The 22,997-nt window shown below is 61.8% G+C and carries 19 protein-coding genes; 11 read left to right on the forward strand and 8 right to left on the reverse strand.

The features are described from left to right. Together ACQ4WN_RS14240 and ACQ4WN_RS14245 are read right to left on the reverse strand one after the other, a co-directional pair. Positions 1-627 carry a chemotaxis protein CheC gene (locus ACQ4WN_RS14240; protein WP_436552125.1) on the reverse strand — a complete coding sequence of 209 codons (627 nt, stop codon included), beginning with the start codon at positions 625-627 and terminating at the stop codon, positions 1-3. A gap of 2 nt (positions 628-629) precedes the next feature. Next, the gene (locus ACQ4WN_RS14245) at positions 630-998 is read right to left on the reverse strand and encodes a response regulator (RefSeq protein ID WP_436552126.1); all 369 of its coding nucleotides are present in this window, start codon (positions 996-998) and stop codon (positions 630-632) included. Between the two features lie 208 nt (positions 999-1,206). On the opposite strand from ACQ4WN_RS14245, the gene rpiA reads away from it, so the two are divergent. Further along, entirely contained in the window at positions 1,207-1,884 is a 678-nt protein-coding gene (gene rpiA / locus ACQ4WN_RS14250) for a ribose-5-phosphate isomerase RpiA (RefSeq protein WP_436552127.1), read from the forward strand. Between the two features lie 36 nt (positions 1,885-1,920). Here rpiA and ACQ4WN_RS14255 read toward each other — a convergent pair whose 3' ends face one another. Together ACQ4WN_RS14255 and ACQ4WN_RS14260 are read right to left on the reverse strand one after the other, a co-directional pair. Continuing rightward, on the reverse strand, positions 1,921-2,445 hold the full coding sequence (locus ACQ4WN_RS14255; RefSeq protein ID WP_436552128.1) for a DUF6622 family protein: 525 nt from the start codon (positions 2,443-2,445) through the stop codon (positions 1,921-1,923). A 166-nt stretch (positions 2,446-2,611) separates the two neighbouring features. Further along, the gene (locus tag ACQ4WN_RS14260) at positions 2,612-2,884 is read right to left on the reverse strand and encodes an oxidative damage protection protein (RefSeq protein ID WP_034750797.1); all 273 of its coding nucleotides are present in this window, start codon (positions 2,882-2,884) and stop codon (positions 2,612-2,614) included. A gap of 219 nt (positions 2,885-3,103) precedes the next feature. Here ACQ4WN_RS14260 and kdsA point away from each other — a divergent pair, with 219 nt between their 5' ends. Next, positions 3,104-3,949, forward strand: a complete 846-nt coding sequence (gene kdsA, locus ACQ4WN_RS14265) for a 3-deoxy-8-phosphooctulonate synthase (protein WP_436552129.1) — start codon at positions 3,104-3,106, stop codon at positions 3,947-3,949. Between the two features lie 42 nt (positions 3,950-3,991). On the opposite strand, the gene argA is transcribed toward kdsA, so the two are convergent. Further along, entirely contained in the window at positions 3,992-5,302 is a 1,311-nt protein-coding gene (argA, locus tag ACQ4WN_RS14270) for an amino-acid N-acetyltransferase (RefSeq protein ID WP_436552130.1), read from the reverse strand. Between the two features lie 57 nt (positions 5,303-5,359). Here argA and hrpA point away from each other — a divergent pair, with 57 nt between their 5' ends. Beyond that, positions 5,360-9,541: an ATP-dependent RNA helicase HrpA gene (gene hrpA, locus ACQ4WN_RS14275; protein ID WP_436552131.1), complete on the forward strand. Its 4,182-nt coding sequence runs from the start codon at positions 5,360-5,362 to the stop codon at positions 9,539-9,541. An 85-nt stretch (positions 9,542-9,626) separates the two neighbouring features. Here hrpA and ACQ4WN_RS14280 read toward each other — a convergent pair whose 3' ends face one another. Beyond that, entirely contained in the window at positions 9,627-10,211 is a 585-nt protein-coding gene (locus ACQ4WN_RS14280; protein WP_436552132.1) for a PRC-barrel domain-containing protein, read from the reverse strand. A 237-nt stretch (positions 10,212-10,448) separates the two neighbouring features. On the opposite strand from ACQ4WN_RS14280, the gene ACQ4WN_RS14285 reads away from it, so the two are divergent. The 3 genes from ACQ4WN_RS14285 (at position 10,449) to ACQ4WN_RS14295 (ending at position 15,283) form a co-directional block, all read left to right on the forward strand. Continuing rightward, complete coding sequence (locus ACQ4WN_RS14285) at positions 10,449-11,636, forward strand: extracellular catalytic domain type 1 short-chain-length polyhydroxyalkanoate depolymerase (RefSeq protein WP_436552133.1); 1,188 nt, start codon at positions 10,449-10,451, stop codon at positions 11,634-11,636. A 315-nt stretch (positions 11,637-11,951) separates the two neighbouring features. Beyond that, positions 11,952-13,166: an MFS transporter gene (locus ACQ4WN_RS14290; RefSeq protein ID WP_436552134.1), complete on the forward strand. Its 1,215-nt coding sequence runs from the start codon at positions 11,952-11,954 to the stop codon at positions 13,164-13,166. Positions 13,167-13,249: 83 nt separating this feature from the next. Next, on the forward strand, positions 13,250-15,283 hold the full coding sequence (locus ACQ4WN_RS14295; RefSeq protein ID WP_436552135.1) for a GNAT family N-acetyltransferase: 2,034 nt from the start codon (positions 13,250-13,252) through the stop codon (positions 15,281-15,283). 34 nt (positions 15,284-15,317) lie between these two features. On the opposite strand, the gene ACQ4WN_RS14300 is transcribed toward ACQ4WN_RS14295, so the two are convergent. Beyond that, entirely contained in the window at positions 15,318-16,583 is a 1,266-nt protein-coding gene (locus ACQ4WN_RS14300) for a putative Na+/H+ antiporter (RefSeq protein WP_436552136.1), read from the reverse strand. 217 nt (positions 16,584-16,800) lie between these two features. Here ACQ4WN_RS14300 and imuA point away from each other — a divergent pair, with 217 nt between their 5' ends. The 5 genes from imuA (at position 16,801) to ACQ4WN_RS14325 (ending at position 22,557) form a co-directional block, all read left to right on the forward strand. Then, entirely contained in the window at positions 16,801-17,511 is a 711-nt protein-coding gene (gene imuA / locus ACQ4WN_RS14305) for a translesion DNA synthesis-associated protein ImuA (protein ID WP_436552137.1), read from the forward strand. After that, positions 17,441-18,928 carry a Y-family DNA polymerase gene (locus ACQ4WN_RS14310; protein WP_436552138.1) on the forward strand — a complete coding sequence of 496 codons (1,488 nt, stop codon included), beginning with the start codon at positions 17,441-17,443 and terminating at the stop codon, positions 18,926-18,928. The genes imuA and ACQ4WN_RS14310 overlap by 71 nt, the downstream gene beginning before the upstream one ends. A 189-nt stretch (positions 18,929-19,117) precedes the next feature. Continuing rightward, complete coding sequence (locus ACQ4WN_RS14315; protein WP_436552139.1) at positions 19,118-20,845, forward strand: S41 family peptidase; 1,728 nt, start codon at positions 19,118-19,120, stop codon at positions 20,843-20,845. A gap of 168 nt (positions 20,846-21,013) precedes the next feature. Continuing rightward, positions 21,014-21,718, forward strand: coding sequence for a glutathione binding-like protein (locus tag ACQ4WN_RS14320; protein WP_436552140.1), 705 nt, complete (start codon positions 21,014-21,016; stop codon positions 21,716-21,718). Positions 21,719-21,798: 80 nt separating this feature from the next. Then, entirely contained in the window at positions 21,799-22,557 is a 759-nt protein-coding gene (locus ACQ4WN_RS14325) for an alpha/beta hydrolase family protein (protein ID WP_436552141.1), read from the forward strand. A gap of 81 nt (positions 22,558-22,638) precedes the next feature. On the opposite strand, the gene ACQ4WN_RS14330 is transcribed toward ACQ4WN_RS14325, so the two are convergent. Beyond that, positions 22,639-22,989 carry a hypothetical protein gene (locus ACQ4WN_RS14330; RefSeq protein WP_035827997.1) on the reverse strand — a complete coding sequence of 117 codons (351 nt, stop codon included), beginning with the start codon at positions 22,987-22,989 and terminating at the stop codon, positions 22,639-22,641. Between the last annotated feature and the right edge of the window lie 8 nt (positions 22,990-22,997).

A 22,997-nucleotide genomic window follows, 5' to 3' on the forward strand; every position in this document is an offset into this window, starting at 1 on the left:
TCACGCCTGTCCCAGGACCTTGGCCAGATAGTGGCTGACCTGCTGTTTCAGGTCATGCAAGGCGGACAGGTCGAGCACGAAGGCGACATAGCCGTGGATCTGGTGCTTGGACAGCACGAAGTCGATATGCAGCATCAGCACGACGGCTTCGTCATCGTGGCCACCGAACGAGGACAGGATTTCCGCGCTGGTGCCCAAGTGGTACAGGGGCAGCGAGCCATGCAGTTCGCTGTCGAACAGGTTGGCCAGCGTGCCCACGCAGGAGTTGAGGATGATGTTGCCGATTTCGCTCATCGCCTCCTGTTCCATCTCCGTCAGCTCCTGCAGCGGCATGGCATCGCCCACCATCAGGCGCACGATTTCCAGGCTCTTGTCTTCCGGGAACATCAGGATGGCTTCGGTGGCGAAGGCGCCATCGTAATGCTGGCTGACGCCGCAGATGCGTTCGCCATCCTTCTTGCTGTCCAGCAGGGCGCCCGCGTCGGCACGGTTCAGGAAGGTGATCGACGGCACCGACATGGTCACTTCTTCATTGACGATCTCGCTCATCGCGGCAGCAGCGTGGCCCACCCCGATGTTGAATATCTCTACCAGGGCATCGTTTTCGAGTTCGGAGAGATTGATCATGCTCACAGTCCCAGTGATTCGATCAGCTGATGGATGCGGGTTTCCGTAATGGGTTTTTCCATGAAGCCCACGCCTAGTTCGCTGGCACGGTTGCGGATGGCGTTTTGCACATTCGCCGTAACGAGAATGATGTGCGTTTGCGGGCACAGCACGCGCAATTGTTCCGCTGCTGCCACGCCGCCCATGCCGGGCATGTTGACATCCAGTAATATCAGGACAGGGCTGACTGTCTTGACTTTTTCCAGGGCTTCTTCACCTGTCGCCGCCTCAATCACTTGCCAGTCGGCATGTTTGCTGAGGATGAACTGATGCGACATCAAACGTGAAACCCGGCTGTCATCGACAACAAGTACCTGTTTACTGTGATTCATTTGCTATTCCTGAAACGTCATATTGAGCTATCGTTTCATTTTCGCATATATTTTTCTGGGCATAGAGAGTATTTGAATGGGGAATTGCCCTATGGCAAGGTTTTCCCACTTGCCTGTTGTATCAAATCGAATGGGCGGTCATCATGGCCGGCTGGCCGGGCTGGCAATCCGTTAAAATAGCGTCATTTCCCACTTTAGCCTGAATGTCATGACCCAAGACGAATTGAAGCAAGCCGTAGCCCGTGCCGCCATTGATTACGTAGTCGATGGTGAAATCATCGGTGTCGGCACCGGTTCCACCGCCAATTTTTTCATCGACGAACTGGCCAAGATCAAGGATCGCATCAAAGGCACGGTCGCCTCGTCCGAAGCGACGGCCGCCCGCCTGGCAGGCCATGGCATTGCAGTTTTCGACTTGAACGACGTCGAGTCGATCGCCGTCTACATCGACGGCGCCGATGAAATCACGGCCAGCGGTGCCATGATCAAGGGCGGCGGCGCGGCATTGACGCGTGAAAAGATTGTGGCTTCTGTAGCGAAACAGTTCGTCTGCATCGCCGACGGTTCCAAGCTGGTGGGCACTCTGGGCGCCTTCCCGCTTCCGGTGGAAGTGGTGCCGATGGCGCGCGCCGCCGTATCGCGCCAGCTGGCCGCGCTGGGCGGCACGCCCCGCTTGCGCCTGAAGGCTGGCAGCACCGAAGCGTTCATTACCGACAACGGTGGCGAAATCATCGACGTGCTGGGCTTGCAGATCGCCGATCCGGTGGCGCTGGAACAGCAGATCAACCAGATCGTCGGCGTCATCGCCGTCGGCCTGTTCGCCGTGCGCGGCGCCAATGTTTGCCTGCTGGGCACGCCGGAAGGCGTGCGTACCCTGGCGTACTAAGGTGATCGCCGGCGTTCGCCGGCGTTTGCACCTTTCTTAGACGGCGGCCCCCTGTGGGCCGCTTGTCATTTGCGCCTGGCGGTACACGGCCACGGTGCGCAGCAAACCACCGAGAAAGAGGCCGCTGAAGCTGCCATAGGCGAGGCAGACTGGCACGATGAAGCCGGTTGCATGGGCAGTCGCCGGGGTGATGGCCAGGGTCACGCCGACCGCATATTTCATGCAGAAGATGCTCATCATCAAGATCAATGGCACCCAGCTGCCAGGGCGCTGCACGCTGCCCCGCTCGGGAATGGCCGTCATCTTGCGCGGATCGACCAGCGTCCAGGCCAGCGCCGCACCGGCCAGGGCGCCGGCGCCCCAGACGAATGGCGCGATGCCGGCCAGGCCGAAGCTGCCGTATACGCCGCTCAGGGACAGGACCAGCATGACCAGGGGAATGATGCACAGCTTGCGCAAGGCCACTTCGCGTGCGCGGCTGGCCAGCACGCCGCGGTACACGAGAAAGCCCAGGATGGCCCAGACGTAGAGGGGAGTGTGGCTGAAGATTTGCTGCAACATGGTGTCCGCCCTGAAATAAAGTTGTCGATGGACGTAATGTGCCAGACGGCGGCAGGGACGGCGAGGCGCTTGCGACGAAACGGGGAGGAGGTGCCGTGAATCGGCGGGGCAGGGCGTGAAACGCAGGTGAAACTGCCCGTGACGTGGTCACGGGCAAGCGATAAAACTATTCCGTTGGCGGAACGTAGCCCATGGCCGCATCGGCGCCATCGCCGAAGAAATGCTTTTCCATCTGCGTGGCCAGGTATTTGCGGGCGCGCGCGTCGGCCAGGTTCAGGCGGTTTTCATTGACCAGCATGGTCTGGTGCTTGAGCCAGGCGGCCCACGCTTCTTTCGACACCGATTCGTAAATCTTCTTGCCCAGTTCGCCCGGGTACGGTGGGAAATCCAGTCCTTCGGCTTCCTTGTTGAGTTTGATGCAGTGGATCGTGCGGGCCATCTGTGCTCCTGAATCAGTGTAGAGATAAAGCGTGATTATAAGGCACTTTGCGCCTGCCCTCGCGGGGCCGTCACGGCCAGCTTGCATGGCGTTTATCGAGCCCTTGCGCTGGATCAAATTTGATCTGCGCCGCCCTAGCTAGTAAGATGCCTTATCGCGCCAGCCGCTGGCTGCGCCTCGTCCAAGCAAGTAGTAGCAATTAACCAATATGGAATCCGTATGACCTCAGTGAAAGTCCATGGCATCGACGTCAGCAATGCAGGCAGCTTCGTGCTGTTTGGCGGCATCAACGTGCTCGAATCGCGCGATCTTGCCATGCGCGCCTGCGAAGAATATGTGCGCGTGACGCAAAAACTGGGCATTCCCTATGTGTTCAAGGCCAGTTTCGACAAGGCCAACCGTTCATCGATCCATTCTTACCGCGGTCCCGGCCTGGAAGAAGGCATGCGCATTTTCCAGGACGTGAAGGCGGCGTTCGGCGTGCCCGTGATTACCGACGTGCATGAGCCATGGCAGGCGCAGCAGGTGGCCGAAGTGGTCGACGTGCTGCAACTGCCCGCCTTCCTGGCGCGCCAGACGGATCTGGTCGTGGCCCTGGCGAAAACGGGTAAAGTCATCAACATCAAGAAGCCGCAGTTTTTGAGCCCTGGCCAGATGGCCAATATCGTCGAAAAATTCAAGGAAGCGGGCAACGAGCAATTGATCCTGTGCGACCGCGGCACTTGCCTGGGTTACGATAACCTGGTGGTCGACATGCTGGGTTTTGGCGTCATGAAGAAAACCTGTGACGACTTGCCCATTATCTTCGATGTCACGCACGCGCTGCAGCAGCGCGACCCCGGCGGCGCCGCCTCGGGTGGCCGCCGCCAGCAAGTGGCGGACCTGGCCCGCGCCGGCCTGGCCGTCGGCATCGCCGGCCTGTTCCTGGAAGCCCATCCGGACCCCGACAACGCCCGCTGCGACGGCCCCAGCGCCTTGCCACTGGACCAGCTGGAACCGTTCCTGGCGCAATTGAAGGCGCTCGACGATCTGGTGAAATCGTTCGCCCCGCTGAACATCAAGTAATGATGTTTAAGTAAAGAAAAAGCCCGGCATGCCGGGCTTTTTTTACAAGGTTTTCATTAACACCTGCGACTTGCGTTGCCAGTTATACATATGCTGGCGGTCCTTCGGCAAATCGTCGACGGTAGCCGTGACGAAGCCCCGCTTCTTGAACCAGTGCGAGGTGCGCGTGGTCAGCACGAACAGTTTGTTCAGGCCGGCGGCACGCGCGCGGTTTTCCATGTGTTTCAGGATGCGCTCGCCGTCGCCTTGGGCTTGCACTTCCGGGTTGACCGTCAAACATGCCATTTCCGCCATCTTTTGCGCGGGGAACGGGTACAGGGCGGCACAGCCGAAGATCACGCCATCATGCTCGATGACGGAGAAATAATCGATTTCGCGCTCGATCAGCTCGCGGCCTCGCTTGACGAGGGTACCGTCCGCTTCCAGCGGCTCGATCAGCTTGATGATGCCGCCCACGTCTTCGATGGTGGCCTGGCGCAGGCTTTCCAGGTTTTCATGGCTGATCATGGTACCCACGCCATCATGGGTAAACAATTCCAGCAGGGCCGAACCATCCATCGAGAACGGCACGATGTGCGAGCGCTCGACGCCGTTGTGGCATGCCTTGACGCAATGTTTCAGGTAGAACGCCGTGGCGTCCGGCAAGAAGCCGGCCATCAGCACGGCTTCGGCCTGGTGCGACGACAGTTCGCGGATTTCCACGCCCGTGGCGTCTTCCATCATCGGCGTTTCCGTGATGAAAATCAGCTTGTCCGCGTGCAGGGCGATGGCAGCGCTGCAGGCCACGTCTTCCATGGTCAGGTTGAACGCTTCGCCGGTCGGCGAGAAGCCCAGCGGCGACAGCAGCACCAGGCCGTCCGAACCGAGGATGGAATGGATGGTTTCGGCGTCGACCTTGCGCGTGATGCCCGTCAGTTCCAGATCCACGCCATCGATCACGCCCAGCGGGCGCGCCGTGATGAAGTTGCCGGAAATGATACGGATGGCCGCATGCGACATCGGCGTGTTCGGCAAGCCCTGACTGAAGGCGGCCTCGATATCGAGACGCAGCTCGCCTGCCGCTTCTTTCGCGCATTCCAGCGCAGCGATGTCCGTGATGCGCACGCCATTGTGGAAGCGCCCTTCGACGTTACGCAAGGCCAGTTGTTCCGCCACTTGCGGCCGCGAGCCGTAGACGACGGTGACATTGATGTCCAGCGCATGCAGCAGGGACAAATCATGGGCCAGCACCTGCAGCGCCCCGGCGCTGACGAGTTCACCGGGGAAGGCGACCACGAAGGTCTTGCCGCGAAAGGCGTGGATGTAGGGCGCGACGGAGCGCAGCCATTGGACGAATTGGGTAGGGTTTTCCATTAAGCGCATTATAATTCGCTGCGCGATGTGCGCGCTTAAAATACCTGTAAAAAAACAATGTCTTCAGCCAGCAATAAGTCTTCCCCTCTTTCCAACGTTGCAAATGTGCCCGTCAACGGGGATGTTTCCGCGCCTGTCGCCACGCCTGCGCAGGGCCGCCAGCGCCCGCCTGTGAGCCAGCAAAGGAAGCAGCCGCCGCGCACGGAGCAGCCGAAAGTACAACAGCAGCAGCAGCAGCAGCAGCAGCGCGCGCCGCGCCCGCCGCGCGAGGGGCAGGAAAGCCGTGATGCAGCCCGCGCCGCGCGCGAGGCGGAAAAGGCCTTCCGCAATCCGCTGCCACCGATTACCTATCCGGAAGACTTGCCCGTTTCGGGGCGGCGCGCCGAAATCGCCAAGGCCCTGATGGAAAACCAGGTCATCATCGTCTCGGGTGAGACGGGTTCCGGCAAGACGACGCAGTTGCCGAAGATTTGCCTGGAACTGGGACGTGGCCAGAAGGGCATGATCGGCCACACGCAGCCGCGCCGTATCGCCGCGTCCTCGACGGCCAAGCGCATCGCACAGGAGCTGGGAACGCCGCTGGGCGAAACGGTGGGTTTCAAGGTGCGCTTTACCGACACCTTGAGCCGTGGCGCCTCCGTCAAGCTGATGACGGACGGTATCTTGTTGGCCGAGACGCAGACCGATCCGTTGTTGAAAAATTACGACACCATCATCATCGATGAAGCGCACGAACGCAGCCTGAACATCGATTTCCTGCTCGGCTATCTGAAACAGCTGCTGCCGCGCCGGCCTGATTTGAAAATCATCATCACCTCGGCGACCATCGATGCGGAACGCTTCTCGCGCCATTTCGGCACGCCGGAAAAGCCCGCGCCTGTGATCGAAGTGTCGGGCCGTTTGTACCAGGTGGAAGTGCGCTATCGTCCCGTGGAACGCGAGCAGGTGGCCATGCCCGGTGCGGGTAGCAACAGCGCCGACAAACCGGGCCAGCGCACCGCCGCTGCGCGCGAAAAGCGCGACCTGATGGATGCCGTCGTCGATGGCGTGGAAGAACTGTGCCGCATCGGCTCGGGTGACGTGCTGGTGTTCTTGCCCGGCGAGCGCGAAATCCGCGACTGCGCCGAAGCGCTGCGCAAGCACCATCCGCCGCATGTGGAGATTTTGCCCCTGTTCGCCCGTTTGTCCGCCGAGGAGCAGGAACGCGTGTTCAAGACCAGCAATGCGCGCCGCATCGTGCTGGCCACCAATGTGGCGGAAACCTCGCTGACGGTGCCCGGTATCCGCTACGTGGTCGACGCGGGCCTGGCGAGGGTCAAGCGCTACAGTTATCGCAACAAGGTGGAGCAACTGCAGGTCGAGCCGATCGCCCAGTCGGCCGCCAACCAGCGCGCCGGCCGTTGCGGCCGCGTGGCCGATGGCGTCTGCATCCGCCTGTACGAAGAGCAGGATTATCTGCTGCGGCCCAAATTCACGGAGCCGGAAATCCTGCGCTCTTCGCTGGCGGCCGTCATCCTGCGCATGAAATCCTTGCACCTGACGGACGTGGAAACCTTCCCCTTCATCGAGCCGCCGCTGGCGCGCGCGGTGGCCGATGGATACCAGTTGCTGCAGGAACTGGGCGCCGTCGATGAAGTCAATAAACTGACGCCGCTGGGCAACAAGCTGGCCAAGCTGCCGCTCGACCCGCGCGTGGGCCGCATGATCCTGGCCGCGCTCGATAACGCGTGTTTGACGGAAGTGCTGATCGTCGCCTCCGCGTTGTCCGTGCAAGATCCGCGCGACCGCCCGATGGAGCATCAGCAGGCGGCCGACGAGGCGCACAAGAAGTTTGCCGATGAAAAGTCGGAATTCTTGAGCTACCTGAAAATCTGGCGCTGGTTCGAGTCCGCCATCGAGCACAAGAAAACCAACCGCCAGCTGCAGGACAATTGCCGCACGAATTTCCTGTCGCAGATGCGCTTGCGCGAATGGCGCGACGTGCACTCGCAGTTGTTAACCATCGTCAAGGAACAGGGCTGGCGCCTGAACGACGCACCGGCCACCTATGACAACCTGCACATGGCCTTGCTGACTGGCTTGCTGGGCAATATCGGTTTCAAGGGCGAGGACGAGCCGGGCGCCGGGTATCTGGGCGCGCGCGGCATCAAGTTCCATATCTGGCCCGGCTCCTCGCTGCTGAAAAAGCCGGGCAAGTGGATCATGGCGGCCGAACTGGTCGACACCACGCGATTGTATGCACGCTGCGTGGCGCAAATCCAGCCCGAATGGCTGGAAAAGGTGGGCGTACACCTGCTGAAGAAATCGTGGGGCGAGCCGCGATGGGAAAAACGTTCGGCACAGGTAACGGCGTCGGAACGGGCGACGTTGTATGGGCTGGTGGTGTACAGCCAGCGCCGCATCAATTACGGCAATTTCAACTTGCCGGAAGCGCGCGAAATCTTCATCCGCGATGCGCTCGTGGGCGGCGACTTCGACACGCGCGCGCCATTCTTTGCGCACAACCACAAGCTGATCAAGGACATCGAAAACCTTGAACACAAATCGCGCCGCCTGGACGTGCTGGTCGACGATGAATTGATCGCCGCCTTCTACGACAAGCTGCTGCCGGCGGACGTGTGCAATGGCGCCGGTTTCGAGAAGTGGCACAAGGACGCCGCGCGCGAAAATCCGAAGCTGCTGTATTTGAACCGCGAAGAGCTGATGCGCCACGAGGCGGCCGGCGTGACGACGGATCTGTTCCCTAAAACCATGTCCGTGACGGGCCTGGAAATGGGCCTCACGTACCACTTCGAGCCGGGCAGCGTGCGCGATGGCGTGACCTTGAGCGTGCCCCTGTATGCGCTGAACCAGTTGCCGCGCGAGCGCTGCGAATGGCTGGTGCCGGGCATGTTGAAGGAAAAAGTGCATTTGCTGCTCAAATCCTTGCCGCAAAAGTTGCGCCGCCATTGCGTGCCGTTGCCTGACTATGCGGCGAAATTTTGCGAGCGCGTGCACGAGGCGGGCGTGTTTGGCCGGGGTGACCTGATCGACGCCATCATCGCCGACATCCGCACGCAAATCACGATCAATGTGCTGACGACGGACTTCAAGCCGGAAACCCTGCCTGCCCATCACTTCATGAATTTCAAGGTGATCGACGAGCATGGCCGCCAGCTGGACATGGGCCGCAACCTGGCCACCCTGCAGGCGGAATTCGGCGGCCAGGCGCGCCAGAGTTTCCAGAAACTGGCCGAAGTGTCGGGCGTGTCCGGCACGGGCACACCCGGTGCCAAGGTGGCGGGCGCGCAAGTGGCGTCGCGGCTGCAGGCGCAGAGCGCTACCGTTGCAGCAGGCAAGGGTGCTTCCGCCCCTGCCGCACCGACATCGGCGAATGCCACCGTCTCGCAGCACATGGGCTTGACGGGCTGGACCTTCGGCGAATTGCCGGAATTGCTCGAAATCGTGCAGGGCAAGCTGACCTTGATCGGCTTCCCTGCGCTAGTTGACAAGGGCACGCATTGCGACCTGGAAGTGTTTGACGACCCGACCGTGGCTGCGCGTACGCACAAGATCGGTTTGCGCCGATTGTTTGCGCTGCAAATGAAGGAGCAGATCAAGTACGTCGAGAAAAGCATCCCTGGCCTGCAACAGATGGGCATGCAGTTCATGGCCCTGGGTTCGCAGGAAGAACTGCGCGAGCAAATCATCAACAAGGCGCTCAACATCGCTTGCCTGCAAGATCCGCTGCCGCTGGACGCCGCTTCGTTTGCCAAGCGCCAGGCGGAGGGCAAGTCGCGCCTGGTGTTGCTGGTGAATGAAATCGCCCGTTTGCTGTCGCAAGTGCTGACGGAATTCCACGGCTTGCCCAAGCGCCTGCAGAATATTCCGGCAGCGGCGGCGGCCGATATCCAGTCGCAGCTGCAGGGACTCGTGCACAAACGCTTCCTGACGGAAAACGAGTACACGCAGCTGGCGCATTTCCCCCGCTATCTGAAGGCGATCAACGTGCGCCTGGAAAAGCTGCGCGCCGACCCCGCGCGCGACACCAAGCTCATGGCTGAATGGCAATCGGCGGCCGCGCCGTACTTGCGCCAGGCCAAGGACCGCCAGGCGGGCAAGAACACGGACCCGAAACTGGTCGAGTTCCGCTGGATGCTGGAAGAGCTGCGCGTATCCCTGTTTGCGCAGGAATTGCGTACGCCGATGCCTGTTTCTGCCAAGCGTTTACAAAAAGTGTGGGAATCGATGCAGCGGTAGGTTGCTAACCCCCAAGCAAATACCGGGGTCGTACCCTCAGGGTACGACCCCGGCCCTTGCCTGTCGGGTTTGCCTGGCGGCTCGCTCAACTGCGCTCGTCGCGCCCATCATCGCTGAGCGATGAGCGCGAGCCGCCCTGGCTGCTGCCCGTGCCGGCGCGGCTGTCGCTCATGGAAGAGCCCGACATGCTGGCTTCGTTGCCCGATTGCACGCTGGTGCCGCTGCGCAGATCGCTGCCGGACTGCATTCGGCTTGCCGCCATGGCACCTCTGCCGTAGCGCGTGCCGCTGCCATAGAACGCTTCCATCTGCTGGTCCCACGCATCGCTGCCCATGTCGGGCCAGTTGTTCTTGTCGAAGCCGGGTGCGTCTTTCAGCTGATTTTTTTCCACGTTGAGCAGGAAGCGCTTGTTGACGGGGTCCAGGGTCAGGCGTTCCCACGGGACGGCAAACAGCTTGTCGCCCGTGCCCAGGATGCCGCCGAAGGACAGTACGGCATAGGCGATCTGGCCGGTGCGCATGTCGAGCATGATTTCCTTGATGTCGCCCAGTTCCTCGTCGCTGTGATTGTAGACATCGTCGCCGAGCAGGGTGTCGGCTCCCATCAGGGCCGGCCCCGGGCCGTCGTGGTTGCGATACATGCCCAGGATGTCGCGGTCCAGATAGCTCATGGTGTTCTCTCCTCGTAAGATGCTGATCGAATACTCAGATTACGCATGCGCACAAGGTCGCGTTTGATCTGCCTCAATGGTGCCTGCGGCACTTTTATCGGTGTGCAAACGTACGGTGTTGTCAGCCAATTGCGGTACTCTATGCGTTCTACGGAGGAGGCCGCACATGCTGACGATGCAACGATGCAGAGGAATGAACTTGCGGTACGCTCCACAACGACACGCGCGGCGCTTGCCATGGTGAAGCCCGCCACCAAATGGCTGCGCGGGCTATTGCGCGCCGGTAAGGCGCAGCAGCGCACGGCGACCAAACTGGCCAAGGTGCTGTTCGGGCCCGTGCCAGCCAAGCCCAGGGGCCGCAAGGCGGTGGCCAAGGCCACGCAGGCGAGTCCCAAGCCGCGCGCCAGGCCCGTCAGCGACGCCGTGCCCGCACTGGCGCCGTTTGCCACACCCCTGTCGCCCCCGCGCGTGCGCAAGCGAACGGCGCCCCCGCCGGGCAAGTGGCTGGCCTCCCACTATGCGCCGTTGCCGGAACTGGGACAGTTGCCGGGCCGGCGCCTGCCGTATTTCCTGTACCTGCCCGAGAAGGCGCCGAGCGCCGCCATGCGCAGCCGTGGCCGGCCGCTGCTGGTGATGCTGCACGGTTGCGAACAGAGCGCAACGCAGTTTGCCGAAGGCACGCGCATGAACCGCCTGGCTGAACGCAAGGGCTATGCCGTGCTGTATCCGCAGCAATCGTTGCGTTCGCATGCGCGCCGTTGCTGGAAGTGGTACGACAAGCTGACGCAGGAGGGTGGCGGCGACGTGCGCCTGATCGTCGGCGCCATCGAGCAGGTGGCGGCCCGGTATGCGATCGACCGCGCGCGTATCTATATTTGCGGCATTTCTGCCGGTGCCGGCATGGCGCATATCGTGGCCCTGAACCATCCCCATCTGTTTGCCGCGCTGGGCCTGCATTCGGGGCCTGTGTTTGGCGCCGGCCATAATCTGATCGGCGCGTTGCAGGTGATGCAGCATGGCGCTGCCGCCCGTGCCGATGCGGCCATCGATGAAGTGCTGGCACGCCAGCCCGAATTTCCCCGCCTGCCCACCATCCTGCTGCAAGGGCAGGCCGACAAGGTGGTGCGGCCCATCAATCAGACGCAACTGGTACGCCAGAGCGTGCGCGTCAACCGCCTGCCTGCCGATACGCTGGTGACGGCGCAGCGCCTGCCGGGCGGCGCGGCGGGCGGACGCAATCCGGCCCATGCGTATGCCTTGCACGATTATCAGGTGGGCAAGGATGTGCTGCTGCGCGTGGCGCAGGTCGAGCACCTCGAGCACGCGTGGAGCGGCGGCGACGCCAGCCTGCCGTTCAACGACAAGGCCAAACCCGACGCCAGCAAGATGCTGCTCGATTTCTTCGCCAGCCACCGCCGCACCTGAAAGTGCGGTGTCGCGCTGCGGCGCGGCAGTCACTGGTACGCACCGTTCCTCTGTTCCCCGCAGCGCTGGCCGTGCCGCCGCACGGCTGCGCCAGCGCGCCTGTCGCGCCCTTTTTCAGCTCCCCAGCGAATGCCGTCCTGCCATCGATTTTTGGTAAGTGGTATTGTTGCGGTATTTAAAAGTCACAAAAAAAGGCGCTAAAAATACTAACTGGTATACAATTGGTACACGTTTTCAGTGTGAAATGTGTCCGCCGTCCCATGCCCCGACGGCCGATACGCACTGACGGCAGCCACCCACGTTACGGAACGCGCCATGTCCATCAAGTCCAGGCAGTTGTTGTGTTTTTTTGCATTTTTCCTCGTCTTTGAACTGAATATTTATCTGTCGAACGACATGATCATGCCGGCGATGCTGGGCATCGTCGACGAGTTCCAGGCGGAGAAGAAGTTCGTCCCGCTGTCCCTGAGCCTGTATCTGCTGGGCGGTAGCTCGCTGCAGATTTTCCTGGGCCCGCTGGCCGACACCATCGGCAAGCGCAAGCTGGTGCTGACTGGCAATACCTTGTTCTTGCTGGCCACGCTGGCGGTGCCGTTTGCCGCCTCGATCGAGCAATTTCTCGCCGCGCGCTTCATCCAGGGCATGGGCTGCTGCTTCATCTTTGTCGGCTATGCCATGATCCATGAACTGTTCGATGACATGGCGGCCGTCAAGCTCAGCAGCATTTTATCGAGCACCACCATCCTTGCGCCCCTGGCCGGCCCCATCCTCGGCAGCGCCATTATCAGCCGGCTGGACTGGCGCTACGTCTTTTTCCTTTCTGGCCTGCTGGCGCTGCTGTCCTTGCTGGGCCTGTTCAAGAGCATGCCGCGCGCGGCGGCGGCGGTCACGCGCCTGAACCTTGCCGCCATCGTGCGCAGCTATGTCGCCATTTTCAGCAACGGGCGTTTCATGTTCGGCATGTTCACGGCCGGGCTGGCCACCGTGCCCCTGACGGCCTGGATCGGCTTTTCGCCCATCTTCGTGCTGCAGGAAATGGGCGCCTCCTATGCCACCTATATCGCCCTGCAATGCGTGATTTTGTCCGGCTTTGTGCTCAGCAGCATCGCCATCCAGCGCCTGCGGCAGGATTTCCCGCTCGTGCAGCTGCTGCGCCTGGGCGGGCTGATCGCGGCCGCCGGCATGCTGGGCGCCGGCGCGGGCCGCCATCACGTCGATGTGTTTGCGGCCTGCATGTTTGTCTATTCCATCGGCTTCGGCCTGTTCAATGGCGCCCTGATCCGCAGCGCGATTACGGCCAGCAAGGAATCGATGACCTTGACGACGGCTGCCATGAGCTTGCTGTACTGCATTTATTTGTCCGCCTGGCTACAGCTGTACAACGTGCTGTGCCAGCGCTTCGGCTATGCGCTGGAAACGTATGCGCTGCTCAATATCCCCGTCATCGTGGTCATCGCCGCCTGCCTGCTGGTGTTTACGCGCGGCATGGCGGGGCGCCGGGAAGGCGAGGTGCGGCTGGCCCGGCATTGATGGCGCAGCGATGCGCATGTTCCCGACCTTGTTTTATCTCCTGTGACGATTATTGACACTCTCCTGCGGAAAATGGTGCGCCCATGAAAATAGATGACCTGGCATCGAAACACGATCAAGCAAAGATTTTCAACCTGGAGTACGAGTTTCGCATCCACCGGCTGAAACTCGATTACATCACCGTGGCCGATGTCCGGCCCGCCAGCAGCGACCTGGAACAAATGGCCGTGGAGCACCAGGCGGGCATCGCCGCCCTGCGCAGCTTCGTCGCCGTCAATTTTACGCATTTCAATGCCGCAAGCTGTTCCTCGCTGAGCTGCATCCCCACGCGCGCACTGGGCGACGACGAGCGCTACCTGCACCGCATCTGGATGGGCGGGCCGTTGCCGGCCATCGCCTGTGAGGCGATCGGGCAGTGGGGCGCGGCGCTCGACGACGTGCGGCACAACGGCGGCGCGCCGTATGTCTCGATCCTGTGGGTGTGGGATGGGGAGCAATTGCGCGATGACGCGCGCTTCAGCCCCACGGGCGGCGCCGGGCGCTACACGATAGGGCGCTACGCCATCGGTGGCACGACCCTGCATATCAACTCGTTGCGCGCGCTGGCGCTGGACTTTGCGCCGGCCCGCTTCGATATCCTCGATACCCTGCATACGCAGCGCTACTTCGCCACCTTGTCCGATTATTTCCGCATCCTCATCCTGTGCGAATACGGCGGCATGTATATGGATGTCGATACGATCCCGCATAATCCGGCGACGATTTTCCTGATAAAGCCGGAAGTGCCCGATTATTTCCAGCGCAAGGACGGTGACAGCGAAGAGCGCCAGCATGTCAGCTGGATGAATCTGTTCCTCGATGAAACGGGCATGCTGATCGCCAAGAAGAACGATGCTGCGCTGCGTGTGATCCAGCGCAATGTGAATCTCGCCTATGCGCGCATCGATGGGGAGATTCCCCGTTCTTGCCCGCAATTCGAGGCGCAGCTGTTTGGCCAGTTCTATGCCGAATGGAAGAAGAACCTGGGCGTGACCCTGCTCAGCCATGCCGAGTTCTACCAGCGCTATTGCGTGCTGTATGACGGCGCGCGGGAAGCGGTGACGGGCGGCATCCGCGGCATGCGGCTGCTGGACGATATCATTACCGGCATGCACATCCCCTTGAGCGACGAGGAGCGGCGTGCGTATGCGCGCTGCGTCGCCAGGCTCGATGAAATCGACTGGCAACTCGACGATCCATTGCGCCTGCCCGACATCGTCGACGTGTTCGACATCGAAGAAGTGCCGCGCATGGCGTATGCGGCCCAGCTGCGGGCGGACATCGATCATTTTCACTATTACTCGGTGCTGTCGGACGACCCGCAGCTGGACCGCGTGAATGCCGTCTTTTGCCGCTACCTGCTGGCCCACCGTTCGCAGCATATTGCCGCCGGCAATTTCTGGCGTCCCACCGTGGGCCGCCACGGCAGCCGCATGCCGGCCGTCGGCGATGCCGCTCCGTCCGGCGATGAGGTGCAGGCGGGCTTGCTGTCGCATGCGCCGCTCAAGCTGGTGGCGGGCGAACTGCTGGACGACGAGGCGAAGAACCGCATGGCGAAACTGCTGTTTGCCACCAGCTACCTCGAATACTGCTCGTTCGGCAATAAACTCAATCTGCAATTTGTCGAATTGCAGCGGCGGCAGAATATCGATCCCTACCTGGCGCATATCCATGGCTTGCATGACGAGGATGAGCGTTTCATCGGCTTCTTCACGGCTGCGACGATGGCCGAGTTCCATGCCTGCGGCGCCGTCTCGTATTACCGCGATGACATGAAGGCGCTCGACGATGCGTATGACGCATTCGTGCTAGCGCATGCGCGCGCCGACGACTGTTTCGTCAGCAGCCTGGCCATCGACGAGAAATACCGGGGGCAGGGCCTGTTCCGGCAAATGTTCCATGAAATCCGCGACCTGGCCAGCCGCAAGGGCTGTGCGCGCATCACCCTGACGGTATGGGAAAAGAGCGAAGCGCTGCAAGTGTATCTGCACAAGGGTTTTCGCAGCGTGGGCACGTTCGACTATGCCTACAGCCTGTTTTATGACCGGCTGCACTTCCTCGTGTATGAAGGGGATTAAAGCGGCGGCCAGGTTGGCCGCCGCACTGCGCTGACTACAAAGCCAGGAAAGCCAGGGCCGCCACGGCCGTCGGCAGCAGGGCGCCGGCCAGCAGGCCGACGGCGCCGATCGATTCATCCTGGAAGCCGCGGCGCAGCAGTGCCACGCCGGCCGGGTTCGGCGCGTTGGCGATGACGGTCAGGCCGCCACCGGCCACGGCGCCGGCCACCAGCATGTATTTCGCTTCGTCCGTCATGCCGACGATCAGCGAACCGAGGTAAGTGAGGGCCGCATTGTCGGTAATGGCCGTCAAGCCCAGGGCGCCGAAGAACAGGGCCAGCGGCTTCAGGCTCGAGACGATGGGCTGCAGCCACCATTGCTGCATGCCGCCCAGTACTACCAGGCCGCCCAGGAAGAAGCCGACCAATAAACCCTCTTTCAGGATCAGCGGGCTTTGATAGCGCTCATACGCCTGCACGAAGCCGAGGAAGAACAGGAACAGGCCGAAGAACAGCACGGGATGGTGCGCCAGGGCGACCACGCCGCCCAGCACGATCATGTGCACGACGCTGACGGCCAGCGGCACTTTCGGCGCTTCCACGTCACCCGCTTTCGGCTTGATATCGGACGTGTTGCTGTGCAGGTATTTGCGCAGCAGGATGCTCACGCCCGTGGCATTGACCAGCACGGCGATGGCCGCTTTCCAGCCGAAATGGCTGGCCATGAAGGCGCTGTCCCAGTTCCACGTGGTGGCCACCATCAGCACGGGCGGCGCCGCGTATGAGGTCAGGGTGCCGCCGATGGACACGTTGACGAACAGCACGCCCAGCGCGCCATATTTCAGCCATTCGGGTATGCCCGGACGGAAGATTTGTGGTGCCAGCATCAGCGCGGCCAGGGTCATGGCGGCCGGTTCCGTGATCATCGAGCCCGTCAGGGGCACGAGCGCCAGTCCCAGCCAGACGAGGGCCAGTTCCGTGCGCAGCGGCATGAGGCGCGCCACGCTTTTCAACAGGCGCTGCACGGCGTCGAGCACGGGGCGCGAGGCGGCTACCACCATGACGACAAAGACGAACAGCGGTTCTGTGTACTGGCGCGATTCGGCATACTCGATGGCCGCCTCGCCGCCCGAGACAAAGGCCATGATGATGATCAAAATGAAGGCCCAGAAGCCGAATACGACTTCCACTTCGCCCAGCAAGTGCAGCATGCCTGCATGACGGGGGTGGCGCTGCGCCAGGGTTTCAAACGACTTGGCGGCGAAGGTGTGGATGAGCGCAAGGCCGAAGACGATGGCGCTGATGATTTGGATGGTGGTCAAATGCGTTTCCTTATGGACGGAGGGAGCCGCCTGGTACTTTGCCAGGCGGTAAGGAGAGTGCTTATGGTACAGCAATCGATGCCAGAAACGGGGTTTTTCGGACATGGCGAAGCGGCCCGGGCAGCGGCGATGCACAGAGAATAAGCAGATAAGCCTTGCCAAAAGGAGGGTTGGATAGTACTGTATATGCATACAGTACTTATCTTCATATTCAATTATGCAACATTCCGAATTGATGGCCACGCCGGAAGCCTTGCACCCTTCTTTATGGCGTGCATCGCAGCTGGGCCAGGGTGCCACGCGCTGCCTGGACACGGGCTTCGCCGCCCTGTCCGCGCAACTGCCCGGCGGCGGCTGGCCCAGTGGCAGCCTCATCGATCTGCTGGTGCAGCAGCCGGGCAGCGGCGAATTGCGTTTGCTGGCGCCCGCGCTGGCGCAGCTGCCGGGTTTGCCCATCGTGCTGCTGCAGCCGCCCCATCCGCCGCAGGCGCTGGCCCTGGCCGCGCAGGGACTGGCGTCGTCGCAGCTGCTGTGGCTAAAGAGCGCCAGCAGCAAGGATGCCTTGTGGGCGGCGGAAAACATCTTGCGCAGCGGCAGTTGCGGCGCCTTGCTGTTCTGGCAGTCGCACGTGCGCGCCGACAGCCTGCGCCGCTTGCACCTGGCCGCGCAAGGCGGTAACACCCTGTTTTGCATGCTGCGCCCCTTGCACGGCGCGCAGGATGCGTCGCCAGCGCCGCTGCGCCTGTCCGTGCGCCCGGCCGCAGGCGGCATCGAGATCGGCTTCATCAAGCGCCGGGGACCGCAGCGCGACGCGCCCCTGTTCCTGCCCCTGCAACCTCCTTCATTATTGCTACGCCATGCGACTCTGGATCGGCCTGTGCCTGCCCCGGCTTCCGCTCGAAGTGTTTTGCCCGCGCTGGTCGGCTGACCGCCTGAGCGTGGTGCTGGAGCAGGAGCAAGTGATGCTCCTGTCGCCGCTGGCGCAGGCGGCTGGCATCCGGCCGGGCATGCGCCGCGCGGGCGCGCTGATGCTGGCGCCGCAGGCACGCCTGCATGAACGCTCGCACGAGCTGGAAGCGCAAGCCCTGCAAGCGGTGGCGCTGGCGCTGCTGCAATACTCGCCGCTGGTGGCGCAGGGCGAAGAAGCCACCCTGCTGGTCGACGCGGGCGCCAGCCTGCGCCTGTTTGGCGGTGTGCGCGCCCTGTGCCGGCAAATCGCGGCCAGCTTGCGCACACTCGGCTACACGGCCCAGCTGTCGTGCGCCCCCACGGCGCGGGGCGCCTGGCTGCTGGCGCGCGCCGGTACGCGCCGGGGCCGGACATTAAGCATGGCCAGTCTCGTGCGCCGCCTCGACCGCCTGCCGTGCGCCTTGCTGCCACCCGCGCGCCCCTACCTGGACTGGCTGGAGGGCATCGGCTGCCGCACCCTGGGGCAGCTGCGCCACCTGCCGCGGCCTGGCTTGCAGCGCCGCTGCGGCGGGGCCTTGCTGGACATGCTTGACGACGCACATGGCCACAGCACGGAACTGTATCTGTGGCTCGAAGCGCCGCCCACGTTCCGCGCCAGCCTGGAGTTGTTCGACCGCGTGGAGCACGCGGACGCGCTGCTGTTCGGCGCGCGCCGCCTGCTGCAGCAAATGACGGGCTGGCTGTGTGCGCGGCAATTTGCTGTCGAGCGCATACAACTGCTGCTGGCCCACGAGCGGGGCAGGGTGGCGCGCCCGCCCACCGTCATCGAGCTGGCCCTGGGCGAGGCCGTCTGGCGCGATGAACACTTGTTGCGTTTGCTCAAGGAGCGCCTGGCGCAGCTGGTGCTGGAGGCGCCCGTGATCGGTCTCACCCTGGAAGCGCTGCAGGTGCAGCCCATGGCGCCGCCCAGCGAGAGCCTGTTTCCCGAGCCGGGCGGCACGCCGCAGGAGCGCCAGCGCCTGATGGAATTGCTGGTGGCGCGCCTGGGTGCCGAGAATGTCTTGCAGGCAGTGCCACGCGCCGATTACCGCCCCGAAGCGGCCAACCAGTGGCTGCCGTTGCCGGCCAAGCCCGTTTCAAGAAGCGCGCTACCCGACTTGCCGCCCGGCTTGCCCGGCATGCCCCGTCCCGGCTGGCTGCTGGCCCAGCCCATTGCGCTCTTGATGCGCGAACACCGGCCCTTCTATGGCTCGCCCCTGAAAATGGTGTCCGTGGCCGAGCGCATCGAGGCAGGCTGGTGGGGCCAGTCGCAGGCGCGCGATTATTTCATCGCCGAAGGCCTCGACCACGCCCATTACTGGGTCTACCGCGAACGCATCGCCGGCAGCGGCGAAGGCGCCGCGCCGCGCTGGTTTTTGCATGGCTTGTTTGGCTGAGCGGGGGAACCGTTCCTGCGCGCCTTGCCTGCCTGTTTTGCGCTCGGCTTCCCGTGACAAACGGAGATAATTGACACTGTTTGCTCCTGTAAGATGCACATCCTGTTTATGGACAGAGCGCCTGCCTGCATCTTGTGTGATGGATGCAAGATGCCAGGCCAGCGAACGTTACGATATCTTTGGGAAAATATGAAACTGTTGTTGCTGCTGGTATTGGGACTCATGTCGTGTTGGAATCCGACGCATGCCGCTCAACAGCCGCCTCCGCATACTGCGATGGCAAGCTACGAGCAGGTGCAGTTTCTGCGGAAAGCCGCTTTCAACATCATTGTCAATGCCAGGGATGACCAGGCAGCGCTGAAAAAATATGCGCAGGCGCTGGAAGCCATCCTTATCTATCTGGACAGGCCGGAGGTCCGTGATCTGGCGGCGGGTAATATTTATGTGAAATTTTGCGGATTTAATCTGAGGCTGGACCTGGCCGAAACGTATGGCAAACTGAAGCAGCAAGACAAGGTGGTCAAGACCTTGCAGGAAATCAACGACATAGGCTGGACGCCGATACTGCTGAAAGTAATGAAAGACAGGCCCGGCCTGGCAAAGATGGCAAATGACCCACGCGTGCAAAAGATACTGTCCGTTGCCGCTATCCCCAGTCAGCTATGGCCATCCGAGGCCGCGTATCCCTACGCCGCCACCTTGAGCGTCGAGGAGCGGGTGGCGGGGCTTTCGCAATTTTGGCACCAGGTCAGGGAAAGTTTCGTCCATTTCGACAACGTGCCGGAGCTCGACTGGAATAAGGTCTACCTGGAATACCTGGGCAAGGTGATCGCAGCCGGAACGACGGAAGAATATTACCGCGTGCTGTCGCAACTGGCGCCCTTGCTCAGGGATGGCCACACGAATATTTATGCGCCGCCAGAACTCAGCAAGAAATTGTATGCCCGGCCACCGTTGCGCACGGCCATGCTGGACAACAAAGTAGTCATAGAGGCAATTTATAGTCCTGCGCTGAAGGCCAGGCTTGCAGTTGGCGATGAAGTGCTCAGCATCGATGGCATGCCGGTTCAGGACTATGCGAAACAATACATTTTGCCCTTGGTGAGCAGTTCAACGGAGCAGGACCGTCAATTGCGCACGTATGGTTATCAGCTCCTGTCGGGCGATGCGGACAGGCCGATCACGCTTGGCTTGCGCAATATGGCCGGTCTTGAGCGTATTGAAGTCATCGCCAGGTCGGGGCATGCCGATATTGAAAAGAAAGAAGCATTTATATTCAAGATGTTGCCTGGGCGAATAGCCTATCTCTCCCTCGACCATTTCGAGAGTGATGAAGGCGTCAGAAAATTGGAAAAGGTTTTCCCTGACATCCTGCAGGCCAAGGCGCTCGTCCTCGATATCCGGAAAAATGGCGGAGGTTCCACACAGTTTGGTGCAGATATTCTCAGTTACCTGACCCGGCAGCCGATCCCGTTTTCGAAGAGTTACGTTCGGAGCGACAATGGTTATTCCCGGAGTGACGGTGAACATATCGTATGGAAAGTCATGGGCGGAAAGGGCAGTGAAGCGCATTATTCACGGAAGCGTGTTTTTGACGGTCCGGTGGCTGTGCTGACAGGTGCAGCGACGTTTTCAGCGGCAGAAGATTTTCTTGTTTCCTTCGATACATTGCAGAGGGGATTGAAGATAGGCGAGGCGACCGGAGGCAGTACGGGCCAGCCCATCTTGGTGTATTTGCCGGGCGGCGGCTATGGGCGGATTTGCGCCAAGCGCGATACCTATCCCGATGGGCGGGAATTCGTGGGTATCGGCATTTTTCCCGATGTCGAGGTGCGTGCCACCAGAGAAAGTCTGGCCGCAGGCGAGGATGTCGTGCTGAACAAGGCGGTGAGCCTGCTGAACCAGCGCAAGCAGTGATGCCAACCGTGGCGATGTCCGGGCCGCCCAGTGGCGCTATCCACGCTTACACGCAGTTAGCCCATGGTCTTGCTTGTGGCAAGAACGTGCTGGCCACGCAACGCACATTGCCATGCTTGGCTATACTTGCCTTCTTGCGCCGTGTCGCACACTTCAATAAGGATTTCCATGTCCCAACTCTCCGACTTTCCCATCACCGAGAAATGGCCTGCACTGCATCCCGAGCGCTTGCAGCTGTATTCGCTGCCCACGCCGAACGGCATCAAGGTTTCCATTTTGCTGGAAGAACTGGGTCTGGCGTACGAGCCACACCTGGTCAGCTTCGAACACAACGACCAGTTGTCGCCCGCATTCCTGTCGCTCAATCCGAACAACAAGATTCCCGCCATCCTCGACCCGAACGGTCCCGACGGCAAGCCGCTGGCGCTGTTCGAATCGGGCGCCATCCTGCTGTACCTGGCCGAGAAAACGGGCAAGTTCCTGCCGCAGGACGCGGGCTTGCGCTACGAAACCATCCAGTGGCTGATGTTACAGATGGGCGGCATCGGCCCCATGTTTGGCCAGGTGGGCTTCTTCCACAAATTCGCCGGCAAGGACTACGAAGACAAACGTCCGCTGGAGCGCTATCTCGGCGAAGCCAGGCGCTTGCTGGGCGTACTGGAGCAGCGCCTGCAGGGCCGCGACTGGATCATGGGCGGGCAATACACGATTGCCGACATCGCCATTTTCCCGTGGGTGCGCTGCCTGGTGGAGTTTTATGGCGCTGGCGACCTCGTCGGCTTCGACAACTTCCCGAATGTGCAGCGCGCGCTGCAAGCGTTCCTGGCCCGGCCTGCCGTCATCAAGGGACTGGACATACCCAAGCGCGATTAAGCTTGGCTAACTGCGGCGACTGCCCCGCAGCGCTACAATGCGCCATCGGCCGCGCTGCGCGGCAGCTTTGATCTGAGACAATGAAATCCACCCGGCAAGATTTTCCCGGCGCGCACGGCCATGTGCTGGCGGCGCGCCTCGACGCGCCCGACGGCGCCATCCGCGCCTATGCGCTGTTCGCCCATTGCTTTACCTGCGGCAAGGATGTGCTGGCCGCGCGGCGCATCGCGCAAGGCTTGACGGAACACGGCATCGCCGTGCTGCGCTTCGACTTTACGGGGCTGGGCGCCAGCGAGGGCGAGTTTGCCGCCACGAATTTCTCGTCGAACGTGGACGACCTGCTGGCCGCTGCCGATTTTCTGCGGGCAAAACATGCTGCGCCGCAATTGCTGATCGGCCATAGCCTGGGTGGCGCCGCCGTGCTGGCCGCTGCCGCGCAAGTGCCGGAAGCGACGGCCGTGGTGACCCTGGCCGCCCCCAGCACGCCCGCCTACGTGACGCGCCTGTTCAGCGATCATCTGGAGCAAATCGCCGCGGACGGCGAGGCGCTGGTGCAACTGGAAGGGCGGCCATTTCGCATCCGCCAGCAATTCGTCGACGACGCGGGTAGCCACAGCCTGAAGGCCCATATCGCCGGCCTGCGCCGCGCTCTGCTGGTGATGCATGCGCCGAACGATACGACCGTGAGTCTGTCGAACGCGATGGAGATTTTTACGGCAGCCAAGCACCCGAAAAGTTTCGTTTCGCTCGACGATGCCGACCATTTATTGACGGCGCGCGATGATGCGGCTTATGTCGCCAATGTGATCGCCGCCTGGAGCGCGCGCTATATCAACTAAGCTGAACTAAGCGGTCGCCCATGAAAAACGCCGCGGCAGCAGAAGCTGGCGCGGCGCAGATGGTGTTGATAGCTTGAAAGATCAGTCTTCGTCAAACTCGGCTGATAGATCCTTCCAGCCTTTACTGATGGCAAAGGCGGAAAATTCCTCGGGCGCTTCCAGGACGATCAGTTTCTTGTCTTGCAAGCCCAGGTCGCCATGGCCGAAGTCGGGGCCGACGTAGCCGAGGCTGCGCAAGCGGGCCAGGATGTGGCCGACCAGGGTCTTGTCCTTGTAGGCACCCGCTTCGAGCGGGGCGGCGAAATCGACATAGACGTCGATGATGCCGTAGCCTTCGTCGAAGATGCGGATGGCCTTGATGTCGTGGGCACGGCCGGAGCCGTCGGTGGCCTTGAAGGGGCCGCTGAGCTGGATGTCGGTGTCATTATTCATGCCGCCAG

The organism is Janthinobacterium pasteuri, assembly GCF_051380775.1.
Taxonomy (GTDB): Bacteria; Pseudomonadota; Gammaproteobacteria; order Burkholderiales; family Burkholderiaceae_D; genus Janthinobacterium.